The following is a 12,559-nucleotide window of genomic DNA, read 5'->3' on the forward strand; positions in this document are numbered from 1 at the left end:
GGATAATAGATGGGAAAAGAAGTATGGAATTTTATTGATTCGGGTTTTTGTTCCCCGTATTTTAACATGGCATTAGATGAAGCATTATTAGATTGGCATAGCGAAGGGAAAATTGCGCCAACCATTCGCTTTTATGGCTGGAATCCAGCAACATTATCTATTGGCTATTTTCAGAAGGCTGAGAAAGAAATTGATTTTGAAGCTGTAAAAAACCATCAGCTAGGATTTGTAAGAAGGCCGACAGGCGGCAGAGGCGTTTTACATGAACATGAGCTTACATATAGTGTGATTGTATCCGAGGAACATCCTGATATGCCGAAAACGGTCACTGAGGCATATAGGGTCATTTCAGAAGGGATTTTAAAAGGATTCCAGTCATTAGGATTAGAGGCCTATTTTGCAGTGCCGCGAACCGAAGAAGAAAGGAACGGCTTAAAAAATCCGCGGTCTTCAGTTTGCTTTGATGCACCAAGCTGGTATGAACTTGTAGTGGAAGGCCGAAAAGTAGCTGGGAGTGCACAGACAAGGCAAAAGGGGGTTATTTTGCAGCATGGGTCAATTTTACTTGATTTAGATGAGGATAAATTATTTAGCTTGTTTAAATATCCTAATGAAAGAGTAAAAGAAAGAATGAAACGCAGCTTTAAAAATAAGGCTGTAGCTATTAATGAAATCAGCCCGCAAAAAGTAACATATGAAGATGCCAAAATTGCCTTTAAGCAAGGATTTCAAGAAGGACTTAATATTGAATTGAGACCGTACGAATTGTCGGAAATGCAAGTGGCATATGTTAATGAATTAGCAAAAAATCGCTATCAGTCTGATGAATGGAACTTCAAACGATAGTTCGATAGTTGAATCATGATCTAGTTGTTTCCAAAGAATGTAGAAGTTTCATATAAATATATAGAGACAAAAGGAAACTATATATTTATTAAAAAAGCAAAGATAAAGTTGCCCTTTGGAAGCAACTTTTTTTTCGTTTTTAAAGCAATTGTTTTAGAAGGTTTTTGCTTACTTACATAGACTTAAATAATTCATCATGTAATTGTTTATAAAGTTAAGCGGAGCGGAAGGTGTAAGGCTCCTGCGAGAAAAGCGGGCACGTGCAGCGGAGATCAGCAACTTTTTTAAGTGCACAAACTCTATTGAGCATTATATGAAGAGATATATTCTTCGAATAAAAGGTAAAAAAAGATTTTTTTAATTTCTAAAGTTCTATTTCCTCTGTTTATACATTAAAAATATACAAATCTCCATTAAAAATAATGATTGTACCGTTTCATGTAAAAACATGAAGGGGAGGGAAAACTTTGGAAATTGATGGTGTGTTTTCAGGTGGCGGAATAAAAGGGCTTGCATTAATTGGGGCTCTCGATATTTTAGAACAACGTGGTTTTACTTTTAAACGCATCGCGGGAACAAGTGTAGGCTCAGTTATTGCTGGCTTTGTAGCGGCAGGATATACGAGCAAGGAAATGGAAGAGCTGTTATATGAGACGGAATTGGCTCAGTTTCTTGATACACGGAGAAGCTTTTTGCCGATGCCGTTCGCTAAATGGTTATTGCTGTACTGGAGGCTTGGCCTCTATAAAGGCGTGAAGTTTGAAGAATGGCTGGAAAAAAAATTGGCGGAAAAAGGGGTGTATACTTTTAAAGACTTGCCAAAGGACTCTTTATATTTCATTGCGTCCGATATATCAAATAATCGCTTAGTTGTGCTGCCGGATGATTTGGAAGTGTATGGAATTCCTAAAGAAACGTTTCCTGTTGCGCGTGCAATCCGCATGAGCTGTAGTATTCCGTATTTTTTTGAGCCTGTACGATTAAGGTCATTAGCAGGAACAAGTGTAATAGTTGATGGTGGAGTTCTAAGCAATTTCCCTATGTGGTTATTTGTAAAACCAGAAGAGAAGAAGACACGGCCTGTACTTGGCATTACGTTAAGTAAGAATAAATTAGAACAGCCAAAGATTAAAATAAAAAATGCTATTCAACTGTTTGATGCCTTATTTACAACAATGAAAGATGCCCATGATGCCCGTTATATTTCTAGAAAACATGAAAAAGATATTATTTTTATCCCATGTGAAAAAATCTTACCAATTGATTTTGAAATTTCGAATGATATAAAAGCAAAAATGATTGAGACAGGGAGAAATAAGACAGTTGAATTTTTGAAAAAATGGAATTACTAATATCCGCAATATAATAAAAAAATCGAGCTTAAAACATTGCTCGATTTTTCTTTTTGTTTTTTTTGCCCTCAATCACAGTTAATTTCACATTAGACTTTTTGTGCAAAGTTTTTTTTCTCGGCTTTGAAGAATGAGTAGAACTACTATGAGTTGTTGCTAAGCGCTGCTTTAATCTCCTTTTTGATTTTTTCGCAGCTTTTAGAAAAGCTTTTTGATCTTTTAGTTTTGCCCGATCAGTACCTCTAGTCAGAAAAAATCTAAAAGCAAAAACAAAAATAGCTGTAACGATAACAATTGAAAATAGCGTTCTTAAAAGGGAGAAAGGGTGATTTAGTAAAAGTGACACAAGGCCAATTACTGCTAAAATACCGATGCTAGATACGAACCATTGGCCAGATCTCAAATAAACGGCACCTCCTCATATGATATACATCATTTTTTCCAAAACGCATTTTTTTATACAAAATTTATACTTGCACCCAATATTAAGTAATTATAGCTTATATACTTATAATTCCCAACATTTCACATAAATAAACAAAGCTAACGTATTAACTGCTTTTCATTGCTACATATTTCTTCTAGTTTAAGTAACTCATTGAAAGAAGCAATTGCAACTTCAACTTGGTCATCATCCGGTTCTTTTGTTGTTAATAATTGTAACCATAATCCAGGATAACCAAGGTATTTTAAAATAGGGATATGTCTGACTTTATTTGTAATTTGTAATACTTCAAATGATACGCCAAGAACAACAGGAATTAATAAAATTCGATCAACTACACGTAACCAAAGTGGATCCGTTGGAACGAGTGTGTAAATAAAGACGCCGACAATAATTGTAAATAAAATAAAACTACTGCCGCAGCGGTAATGAAGACGGGATTGAGATTGCACATTATCTACTGTTAATTCTAAATTGTTTTCATACGTATTAATCACCTTATGTTCTGCACCATGGTATTGAAAGACTCTCTTAATCATAGGTGTTAAAGATATCGAGTAAATATAAATTAAGACTAATGCCAGTTTAAATAATCCTTCAATTAATATTTGCGCATATTTACCAGGGAAAATTGGTTTTGTTAGCTCTGCTAAAAATACAGGAATTAAGGTAATAAAAAATTTGGCAAAAATGAATGATAATACGCCAATAACAGCAACGCCTAGAATCATTGACGTTTTTGATGCCGGTTTTTCAACAATTTTAGTGTCTTCGTTTGGATCAAGATCATAACGTTCACTTGCAAAATTCAAATGTTGTGCACCATTTGCACTTGATTCAATAATTGCAATAATTCCACGTAGAAAAGGAATATGTTTTAACTTTTGCAGTGAAGGCTTTGATTTTCTTGGTAAATAAAAATATTCAATGCTTTCGTCTTTTCGGCGAATCGCAGTAACTGTTTGATGTTTTCCACCAAACATCACTCCTTCGACAACCGCTTGACCCCCATACACTGGTTTTTTGACTTTCATAATAGCCTCCGTCTAATCGTAATTGGAATGTTTTAGCATGTAAATTTGATTGTTTTTGTAAATAACGATTATAAAAATTATTTTACTAAAAAATTTGAAAAACGACTAGATTATTTACTTATGGTTAAGCTAAATATGAAATAATTAAGGGTTATGAGGTGAGCTTATGGCATTTGATCGTGATAAACTGAAACAGCAGGAACATACATTGAGCTTTATGCAAATGGTTATCATTACCGGTTTTGTTGGTGGCGTTTTTTGGAGTGCGATTGCTTATTGCTTTCATTTTTTAAATTTTACATCTATTGAGCCAAATATTATATTAGAACCTTTCACTGTAGGAAAGTGGAGAACAATATGGATTGGAAAAATTATTTCTATCATAGCATATGGTGTTATATCAATTGGAATCGCCGTCATATATTATGTTGTTTTAAAGAAATTTAAATCTATGTGGATTGGTGCAATATACGGGCTTGCTTTATTTGCAATTGTTTTTTTTATTTTAAATCCAATTTTTCCAAGCATGAAGCCGTTTTGGAAACTAGACTTAAATACGATTATTACGTCTTGCTGTATATATATTTTATATGGAGTTTTTATTGGATATTCCATATCGTTTGAACAAGTACAAACAGAAAAATTTAAAAAAAGAATGGCAGAACAACAATAATTGATTATTTTGAATATATACATTGATCACGAAATAAACACCCATATGTTTTTAACAATTGCTCGTACTATAGGTAATGAATGAAAGAAAATAGAAATGGTCCAAATGATATGATAAAATGGTAAAGTCAATATATTTAAAAAAAGGTGTTCAAATGAAAAAATATTTAGTGCTAAATGGACCAAATTTAAATTTATTAGGTAAAAGAGAGCCAGATGTTTATGGGAAAAATTCTCTTGAAACTTTAACGGCGCAAATGAAGAAGGTCGCGGAGGATATAAATGTTTCACTTGATTTTTTTCAATCCAATCATGAAGGGGATTTGATTGATTGGTTACATAGTGCTGAGGAAAAGAATTATGAGGGAATTATTTTTAATCCTGGAGCATTTACTCATTATAGCTATGCGATCAGAGATGCAATCAGTTCAATCACTGTTCCGGTTGTGGAAGTACATATTTCGAATGTTCATGCCCGAGAAGAATTCCGTCACCAGTCCGTGACCGCTCCAGTTTCAGCGGGGCAAATTGTAGGTTTTGGGTTATTTGGCTATGAGCTTGCATTAAAGGCTTTAGTTGAACATGTGAAGGGGAGAGAAGCTTAATGTCCAAATTAGAAAAATTAAGAGAACAATTTTCCAAACATGGGATAGATGGCATATTAATTACAAGTGAGTATAATCGCAGATATATGTCTAATTTTACAGGCACAACGGGAATTGTATTAATTTCAGAAGATGCAGCAAAATTTATTACTGATTTTCGTTACGTTGAGCAAGCAAGTAAGCAATGTGTTGGGTTTGATATCGTTCAGCATCAAGGACCTGTTGAAAAAGAGGTTGCAAAGCAAGTTGAACAGCTTGGTATTAAAAAACTTGGATTTGAACAAGATTATGTTAGTTTTTCAATGTATCAGCTTTATACAGGATTATTGCAAGCCGAACTTGTGCCAGTGTCAAGCTTGATTGAAAATTTACGCTTGATTAAGACTGATGAGGAGATTAAGATATTAAAGGAAGCTGCAGACATTGCTGATGCAAGTTTTAAACATATTCTGGACTTTATTAAACCAGGAGTAACGGAATTAGAGGTTTCTAATGAATTAGAATTCTTCATGAGAAAATGTGGCGCTACTTCTTCATCTTTTGACACGATTGTCGCTTCAGGAATACGTTCAGCACTTCCACACGGGGTTGCTACAGATAAAGTGATTGAAAAAGGTGATATTGTTACGTTAGACTACGGTGCTTATTATAAAGGATACGCTTCCGATATTACAAGAACGATTGCTGTTGGTGAACCTTCAGCACAGTTGAAAGAAATATATCAAATTGTTCTTGATTCACAGCTTTTAGCTGTTGAGAAAATTAAACCTGGTATGACAGGGATCGAAGCGGATGCAATAAGTAGAGAGTATATTGCTTCAAAAGGGTATGGTAAAGCTTTCGGTCATTCATTAGGTCATGGAATTGGTCTTGAGATCCATGAAGGTCCAAACCTTTCAATGCGTTCGGCATATACACTAGAGCCAGGAATGATTGTAACAATTGAACCGGGTATTTATGTCCCTGGAGTAGGTGGAGTACGTATAGAAGATGATACATTGATTACAGAAGATTCCAATGAATTGTTAACCCATTCCACAAAAGAATTAATTATCTTATAATATACTAGGGTATAATCCCAATTTTGGGATGTATGAAGATTTAGGAGGAAAAATATGATATCAGTTAATGACTTTCGTACTGGATTAACTATTGAAGTGGACGGTGGCATCTGGCGCGTATTGGATTTCCAACACGTTAAGCCAGGAAAAGGTGCTGCATTCGTACGTTCAAAACTTCGCAACCTTCGTACAGGAGCTGTTCAAGAAAAAACTTTCCGTGCAGGTGAAAAAGTAGAGAAAGCACAGATCGATAACCGCAGAATGCAATATTTATATGCAAATGGTGATCAACATGTATTTATGGATAATGAAACTTATGAACAAATTGAATTAAGTGCTGCATCTATTGAATATGAATTAAAATTCTTAAAAGAAAACATGGAAGTACACATTATGATGTTCCAAGGTGAAACACTTGGAGTTGAATTGCCAAACACAGTTGAATTAGAAGTAACTGAAACTGAACCAGGAGTAAAAGGTGATACAGCTACAAATGCTACAAAACCTGCTACTCTTGAAACAGGTTTGATTGTTCAAGTTCCGTTCTTCGTTAATGAAGGAGACCGTTTAATCATTAATACAACTGATGGTTCATACGTCTCACGCGCATAATGATATAAAAAGACATCACTAACATAGTGATGTCTTTTTTAAAAGAGGCTGTGACAAGCTTAAAAGTGGTAAGCTAAAGACGAACATTGCCATCAGCTCTGGAAATAGATGTAGACTCTTACGGGGGGCTCACCAGCCGCAAGGATATTTCTGGTACGCAATATTCGGGTTTTCTTTCGTTAATATCCTTTTGTCCCGGCCTCTTTTCTAAATTATCTTAGATCGGAGCAGAGGGTGCGAGACTCTAACGCGGACAGTGAACCTCTAATTTGTTAATTTAATGCCAATATCGTACACATAAGGGTTTTTAGGAGCTGCAATCTTTTTAAGAGAAGTAATATTTAATATAGGGATAGTAGATGAATGATAAGTTGTTTTTTCTATTTTTCCTTTCACCCGAACCCACGTATCATCTTTTAACGGACTAACATTTCCTCTTGCCATCATCCCATATACAGATGCATCAGCAATACAGCAAGTAATAACAAATCTAGATACTACCATTTCGTTTTGTGGTAACCCGTTTTCCCGATAAACAAAGCCAACAATTTCTACTTCCTTGCCAACAAATTGATCTATATGATTTTCAATAATCCCGACAGTAGGAGAATAGGTTGCATCGGAAATACGGATATCGTTACTTGCAAGCAGTTTTTTTTGTAATGCATCATATTGCTGCTGTGTCATATATTCTTGTGGTGTCGTACTAGCTCCTTGACTACTAGTTGCTTGTTTATTATTTGTAGTGTTTGTTCCTTGATCGTTATTTGTTTTTACATTAGCATTTCCATCAGTCAATTGAATTTGCCGATTTTTTGCGACTGAGCTGCCAAGTGTATGATTAGAAAACATGAACCCTGTAATAATCGGAATAATAAAAAGGGAATAAAAGATACAAGAGCGGAAAGTAGTTTTTGGCGGTTTATGCTCTTCACAGCAATCGCAAAATACTTCTTCTTTACTTGATGTTCCTAAAAAGATTTGAATGATTCCTAATATCATGAGTGCAAATAAGACAACAGTTGTATAACGAAATAGCCTAGGAGAGATAAATAAATCAAGTCTGTTTGTTAAACATAGTTTATAAAGTAAAAGGGCAAATCCAATTAAAAGAACCCCTTTTAAATAAGTGTGAAGCCTGATCCGCAAGAGCTTTAGCTTCGTGTTTTTATCCATTTGGAAGTTGTTGCTCATAAATTCATGTCTCTCAATGGTCTCAATTTTACTCATATTAATTCCTCCTTCCTATATAAAGAAATGAAGTATTTGCGAAAGTCCATAAACAGCTGCAACAGCAGAGATGATAAAAACAGACACAAATTTAAAGCGAAAGTATGCAAATAGCATTATTGTATTTTTAAGATCTAACATTGGACCGATTACGAGAAAGGCAAGAATCGATTCTGTATTAAAAGAGTGAATAAAAGATGAAGCGACAAAAGCATCAGCCTCAGAACATACCGACAACACATAGGAGAATCCCATCATGACAGCAGGTGCTATCAATTGGTGACTTCCGATTGAATCAAGTACATTGCGATTCAAAAAAGTATGAAAAAGACTTGCAAGGAGCGCGCCAAACACTAAATATTTACCTGTATCAAAAAATTCATCACTGACATGTTTGAAAAAGGCTGTCCAACTTTTACCATGGTTCATATGTCTCTCATCAAGTGTAGAGTGTTTTAATATTGTTTTATCTCTAAATAAGACATAAGTAATCATTCCAATCGTGATCGCTGCTAGAAATGAGAGGATCATTCTGCCAAATAAAAAAATATGATTGTTTTGAAAGGCATAGTAAGTAGACAAGTAAACAACTGGATTTAAGGCAGGAACAGATAGCATAAAAACGATACTAATATGTTGTGGTAATCCTTTTTTTATTAGTCTGCGGACAACGGGAATAATCGCACATTCACAAATCGGAAATATAATACCAAGAAGTGTTGCTGGTATCATTGCGAGTAATGCATGTTTAGGCATCACCTTTTGAATAACTTTTTCAGAAACAAAGATTTGAATGATAGATGAGGCAATAACACCTAATAAAATGAACGGAATTGCTTCTATTATAATGCCTAAAAAAATCGTATTCAGATTAAATATTTGTGAAGGAAGTAGATTAGCGATATCTTTTGCAATCTTTATATGTTCAGAAAAAAGAAATAGATAGATCAATATTAAAAAAAGAACATTTACGATTAGAGATTTTGAGAACCTCATTAAAAATCCATACATAGTGTTCCTCCTATTAAAATCTTTTAAATTTACTATAAACAAACATATGTTGAACTTTCCGTAATTATTACGATTTAGGTTGCTATTTTTCTTTTTTGAAAAACATAATCATTACGCTTTGTGAATAATGTTAAATATCAAGCAAATTAATAGAGAAAAGGAGAGGTATTTTGTGAAACAAAAAATTCCCGTTTATATTCTTACAGGGTTTTTAGGAAGCGGAAAAACAACAGTATTACTAAATATGCTAGAGCACGCTCGAAAATCTGGATTAAAGCCAGGACTGCTCTTAAATGAAGCTGGCAGTGTAAATGTAGAAAGATATCTTTTCCAAGAAGAAAACATGATAGAACTTTTAGATGGTTGCATTTGCTGTTCGATTAAAGATGATTTGGTGAAAGCATGTCAATTTTATTTAAGGGAAGAAACTCAAATAGATATCCTTTTCATTGAAGGTACAGGAGTATCCAATCCGAAAGATATTGTGGCAGCTTTTCATAATAGAGGACTTTCACATTATTTTGAAATAAATTCTATTATAAATGTCATAGATGCAAGTAAGTATTTAGAATATAAAAGCGTTTTTTCAAGTTCCAAGGAAATAAGGGAGTTGCTGAAGGATCAGTTAGAGATAAGTACATTGGTACTGTTAAATAAAATAGATTTACTAAACGGACGGAAAAAGGAGAAAGTAATCAATCATATACGTGCCCAATTAAATAGTAATGATCAAATTGTAGAAACGACATACGGAAGAGCGAACGGTGAGATTTTATTGAAAAATAGATATATAGAAGAAAGACAAACGAAAGAAGTTCAAGGAAACCATCATCACCATGCAAACGGACAGCATCTTCATAGTTTCCAAACGATAAAATTAGAATTATGGTCATATGTTGAGAAGGAAGTGCTAGAAAAATGGCTTATTTCACTGCCAGATTATATATATAGAGGGAAAGGAATTATTCAGACAAAGGAAAAACGATTGCTTCAATTTCAATTTTCTTCTCGAAATGTTGTCTTTAAAGAGATCGATCAGTTTTATCATGTAACACCGTGTGTGATTTTAATCGGACAAGATATGAATAAACAGTTGATTCAAAATAGCTTTCAGGAAAATGTTTATTCACGTTGACAATTGGCTATACTTTCGAAAAACTTATTTTTAAATAAAACTCCTTGAATTAGACTCCAGTGATTAATTGCTCAATAGAAAAAGAACTCAAATCACATAAGATGATTTGAGTTCTTTTTTTGGTTATTTATTATTTATGAACTACTACCTTTGTTCCTGTTGGAATATGATCATAAATCCACTTTGCATCAGGAATTGTTAAATGGAAGCATCCGTGAGAATCTTTTTGCCCTAATTTTTTAGCATCAGCCGGAATTACCTTTTTATCTTCCGTCATAGGGACACTATGGAATAAGAACTCACCATGATTTTTCCATGATACCCAATACTCCGCGCCTTCTTTATATTTTGGAGAATAAAACCATGTGCCGCGTTCAGCTTGAACATGGAATGTTCCCTCTGGAGTGGAGTTATCAGGATTTGTATCTAATCCACTTGAAGTGATCATTGTATAAATTGTTTTATTATTATGCTTTATATACACTTTTTGATCATTGATCGAAACATCAATCCATAGTTTCTCATTTGCAGATAATGTTGGATAGGGACCGCCTGATGGGGCGTTCCAATCAATTGTTTTTTTGGTAGATTTCTTTTTTGTTGTATCACTTTTTGTTTGTGATGAAGCAGTATGATGAGCTGTTTTCTTTTGCTTTGTCTGTTCTGCTGCAGAGGCAGCAACATTTGAATTATGTTTATGAATGTAAGTTGCCGCACCAACCACTATTGCAACTGCCAGTAGTGCAACAATGGAAGTATATAAGTATTTCATTAGGTGTACACTCCTATCCATTTCGATATCGAAACAAGGTTAATAACAAATCGAAACAATTACGATTCAAATTATATAGAAGTCTATCAATATCGTCAAACACTTTTACCAGATCTTAATATATTAGAAGGAATTTAACTGATTTTGACAATGATCAATGTTGCTATCGATGGGAAATATATGTTTTGCCCAGTCTCTAGCAATTTATGCTATCTATTTCTACGAATTCAGTCATAATCTCTTTTAAAATGAATAAATTGTAGTATCAATGTAAACGAAGCTTATAAAGATTCGCTTACATCAGGGGGATTCAATATGGAAGACGTACTTGAATGTTTACCGAGAACAATGGCTGAAAAAATAACAGAGCTCCCAGAACAGATAAAAAGTGAGATAGAAGAAATCCGAATTCGGGTAGATCGGCCACTTGAAGTGATGGCAGGAGGAAATCCAGTTTTTTTACGTTATATCCCGACTGAACATGATGCAGAGCATCTCATGAATCGTTTAGCTCATTTTTCATTTTATACATTAGAAGAAGAATTAAAAAAAGGATATATCACAATTGAAGGAGGGCATCGCGTAGGTATTGCCGGTAAAGTGATTCTGGAAAATGGACAAGTAAAAGCCATTCGTCATTTTTCCTCATTTAATATCCGGATTGCACGAGAAAAAATTGGCATCGCTCAGCAGTTTACTTCTGTTCTGTATAAAAAACGCTGGCTTTCGACCATGATCATCGGTGCACCGCAAACAGGGAAGACAACCTTTTTACGGGATATTGCGCGAATCATCTCGACGGGAGTACCAGAAAGAAATATACCTCCATATAAAGTAGGCATTGTAGATGAACGTTCAGAAATTGCTGGTTGTGTGCATGGTATCCCCCAACTGCATTTTGGACCTCGTGTAGATGTATTGGATGCCTGTCCGAAAGCTGAAGGGATGATGATGCTTATTCGTTCAATGAGCCCAGATGTTCTTATTGTAGATGAAATTGGCCGCGAGGAAGATGCTCAAGCGATTTTAGAAGCGGTCAATGCAGGGATTTCATTAATTATGACGACACATGGAGATTCAATAGAAGATATTAAGAAACGTCCAATTTTAAAAAACATATTAGATCAACAAACTTTTCAGCTGTTTATTGAATTAATACGGAAGGAGAAGCCAGGAATCGTTGCAAAAATACGAGATAGTAGAGGGTTGATCTTGAAAAACAATGAAGGTGGTTTACATGTTTAAAATGATTGGCGCCGTGTTAATTGTAATGGCGACAACTCTTATTGGGTTTGAAATATCAAAACGTTTGAGTGAACGACCAAAACAATTAAGGCTTTTTAAAAGTGCTTTGCAATCTTTAGAAGCAGAAATTATGTACGGGCACACGCCGCTTCATGAAGCATCAAGAAAATTATCATTACAAATGCCGAAACCGTTATCAACCTTTTTTGAGGAGTTTTCCAATCAATTAACCTCCATTGAAACAACAGTAAAGGATGCTTGGCAAAACAGTTTACAGCATATTTGGAAAGAAACCGCGTTAAAACAAAGTGAGTATGAAATTTTATTGCAATTAGGTGAGAACTTAGGGAAACATGATCGTTATACAGAACAAAAACAGATTATTTTAACATTGACCCATTTAGAAAGAGAAGAAAAAGAGGCCCACGAAAAGCAAAATCGTTATGAAAAAATGGCAAAAAGTTTAGGGGTTTTATCTGGATTATTGATCGTCATTTTGTTGATGTAAAAGCGTTAATGTTCACATTGTATCGCTTAAG

Annotated in this window: 14 protein-coding genes; 9 read left to right on the forward strand and 5 right to left on the reverse strand. The window is 34.4% G+C overall.

Going from position 1 to position 12,559, the window contains the following annotated elements:
- Positions 1-9: 9 nt before the first annotated feature.
- Complete coding sequence (locus G4D61_RS08805; RefSeq protein ID WP_025726727.1) at positions 10-846, forward strand: octanoyltransferase LipM; 837 nt, start codon at positions 10-12, stop codon at positions 844-846.
- Positions 847-1,313: 467 nt separating this feature from the next.
- On the forward strand, positions 1,314-2,198 hold the full coding sequence (locus tag G4D61_RS08810) for a patatin-like phospholipase family protein (protein ID WP_025726728.1): 885 nt from the start codon (positions 1,314-1,316) through the stop codon (positions 2,196-2,198).
- Positions 2,199-2,226: 28 nt separating this feature from the next.
- On the opposite strand, the gene G4D61_RS08815 is transcribed toward G4D61_RS08810, so the two are convergent.
- Both G4D61_RS08815 and G4D61_RS08820 read right to left on the reverse strand, forming a co-directional pair.
- Positions 2,227-2,601: an SA1362 family protein gene (locus G4D61_RS08815; protein WP_025726729.1), complete on the reverse strand. Its 375-nt coding sequence runs from the start codon at positions 2,599-2,601 to the stop codon at positions 2,227-2,229.
- A 140-nt stretch (positions 2,602-2,741) separates the two neighbouring features.
- The gene (locus G4D61_RS08820; RefSeq protein ID WP_035348107.1) at positions 2,742-3,677 is read right to left on the reverse strand and encodes a DUF1385 domain-containing protein; all 936 of its coding nucleotides are present in this window, start codon (positions 3,675-3,677) and stop codon (positions 2,742-2,744) included.
- Positions 3,678-3,843: 166 nt separating this feature from the next.
- Here G4D61_RS08820 and G4D61_RS08825 point away from each other — a divergent pair, with 166 nt between their 5' ends.
- From G4D61_RS08825 to efp, 4 genes are all read left to right on the forward strand, one after another.
- Complete coding sequence (locus G4D61_RS08825; RefSeq protein WP_025726731.1) at positions 3,844-4,350, forward strand: YqhR family membrane protein; 507 nt, start codon at positions 3,844-3,846, stop codon at positions 4,348-4,350.
- Between the two features lie 154 nt (positions 4,351-4,504).
- A complete protein-coding gene (gene aroQ / locus G4D61_RS08830; RefSeq protein ID WP_025726732.1) occupies positions 4,505-4,954 on the forward strand; it encodes a type II 3-dehydroquinate dehydratase in 450 nt (149 codons plus the stop codon).
- Positions 4,954-6,015, forward strand: coding sequence for a M24 family metallopeptidase (locus G4D61_RS08835; protein ID WP_025726733.1), 1,062 nt, complete (start codon positions 4,954-4,956; stop codon positions 6,013-6,015). Before aroQ ends, G4D61_RS08835 begins: the two co-directional genes overlap by 1 nt.
- Positions 6,016-6,069: 54 nt before the next feature.
- A complete protein-coding gene (efp, locus tag G4D61_RS08840; RefSeq protein ID WP_025726734.1) occupies positions 6,070-6,627 on the forward strand; it encodes an elongation factor P in 558 nt (185 codons plus the stop codon).
- A gap of 264 nt (positions 6,628-6,891) precedes the next feature.
- Here efp and G4D61_RS08845 read toward each other — a convergent pair whose 3' ends face one another.
- A complete protein-coding gene (locus G4D61_RS08845) occupies positions 6,892-7,857 on the reverse strand; it encodes a TIGR03943 family putative permease subunit (RefSeq protein ID WP_052137815.1) in 966 nt (321 codons plus the stop codon).
- A 15-nt stretch (positions 7,858-7,872) separates the two neighbouring features.
- Positions 7,873-8,868, reverse strand: coding sequence for a permease (locus G4D61_RS08850; RefSeq protein ID WP_081979037.1), 996 nt, complete (start codon positions 8,866-8,868; stop codon positions 7,873-7,875).
- 172 nt (positions 8,869-9,040) lie between these two features.
- Here G4D61_RS08850 and G4D61_RS08855 point away from each other — a divergent pair, with 172 nt between their 5' ends.
- Positions 9,041-10,003 carry a CobW family GTP-binding protein gene (locus G4D61_RS08855; protein WP_035353816.1) on the forward strand — a complete coding sequence of 321 codons (963 nt, stop codon included), beginning with the start codon at positions 9,041-9,043 and terminating at the stop codon, positions 10,001-10,003.
- Between the two features lie 130 nt (positions 10,004-10,133).
- On the opposite strand, the gene G4D61_RS08860 is transcribed toward G4D61_RS08855, so the two are convergent.
- Positions 10,134-10,775 carry a L,D-transpeptidase gene (locus G4D61_RS08860; RefSeq protein ID WP_025726738.1) on the reverse strand — a complete coding sequence of 214 codons (642 nt, stop codon included), beginning with the start codon at positions 10,773-10,775 and terminating at the stop codon, positions 10,134-10,136.
- Positions 10,776-11,090: 315 nt separating this feature from the next.
- Between G4D61_RS08860 and spoIIIAA the strand changes: the two genes are divergently transcribed.
- Positions 11,091-12,020 carry a stage III sporulation protein AA gene (gene spoIIIAA / locus G4D61_RS08865; RefSeq protein ID WP_025726739.1) on the forward strand — a complete coding sequence of 310 codons (930 nt, stop codon included), beginning with the start codon at positions 11,091-11,093 and terminating at the stop codon, positions 12,018-12,020.
- Complete coding sequence (spoIIIAB, locus tag G4D61_RS08870; RefSeq protein WP_025726740.1) at positions 12,013-12,528, forward strand: stage III sporulation protein SpoIIIAB; 516 nt, start codon at positions 12,013-12,015, stop codon at positions 12,526-12,528. The genes spoIIIAA and spoIIIAB overlap by 8 nt, the downstream gene beginning before the upstream one ends.
- The last annotated feature ends 31 nt before the right edge of the window (positions 12,529-12,559 follow it).

The organism is Heyndrickxia ginsengihumi (genome assembly GCF_011008565.1).
GTDB classification, from domain to species: domain Bacteria; phylum Bacillota; class Bacilli; order Bacillales; family Bacillaceae_C; genus Weizmannia; species Weizmannia ginsengihumi.

What these genes read in the sequence shown, in the direction of transcription:
- G4D61_RS08850 (WP_081979037.1), bottom strand. Translation starts at nt 8,868, where the DNA reads ATGTATGGATTTTTAATGAGGTTCTCAAAATCTCTAATCGTAAATGTT.
- G4D61_RS08805 (WP_025726727.1), top strand. Translation starts at nt 10, where the DNA reads ATGGGAAAAGAAGTATGGAATTTTATTGATTCGGGTTTTTGTTCCCCG.
- G4D61_RS08835 (WP_025726733.1), top strand. Translation starts at nt 4,954, where the DNA reads ATGTCCAAATTAGAAAAATTAAGAGAACAATTTTCCAAACATGGGATA.
- efp (WP_025726734.1), top strand. Translation starts at nt 6,070, where the DNA reads ATGATATCAGTTAATGACTTTCGTACTGGATTAACTATTGAAGTGGAC.
- G4D61_RS08845 (WP_052137815.1), bottom strand. Translation starts at nt 7,857, where the DNA reads ATGAGTAAAATTGAGACCATTGAGAGACATGAATTTATGAGCAACAAC.
- G4D61_RS08860 (WP_025726738.1), bottom strand. Translation starts at nt 10,775, where the DNA reads ATGAAATACTTATATACTTCCATTGTTGCACTACTGGCAGTTGCAATA.
- G4D61_RS08820 (WP_035348107.1), bottom strand. Translation starts at nt 3,677, where the DNA reads ATGAAAGTCAAAAAACCAGTGTATGGGGGTCAAGCGGTTGTCGAAGGA.
- aroQ (WP_025726732.1), top strand. Translation starts at nt 4,505, where the DNA reads ATGAAAAAATATTTAGTGCTAAATGGACCAAATTTAAATTTATTAGGT.
- spoIIIAA (WP_025726739.1), top strand. Translation starts at nt 11,091, where the DNA reads ATGGAAGACGTACTTGAATGTTTACCGAGAACAATGGCTGAAAAAATA.
- G4D61_RS08825 (WP_025726731.1), top strand. Translation starts at nt 3,844, where the DNA reads ATGGCATTTGATCGTGATAAACTGAAACAGCAGGAACATACATTGAGC.
- spoIIIAB (WP_025726740.1), top strand. Translation starts at nt 12,013, where the DNA reads ATGTTTAAAATGATTGGCGCCGTGTTAATTGTAATGGCGACAACTCTT.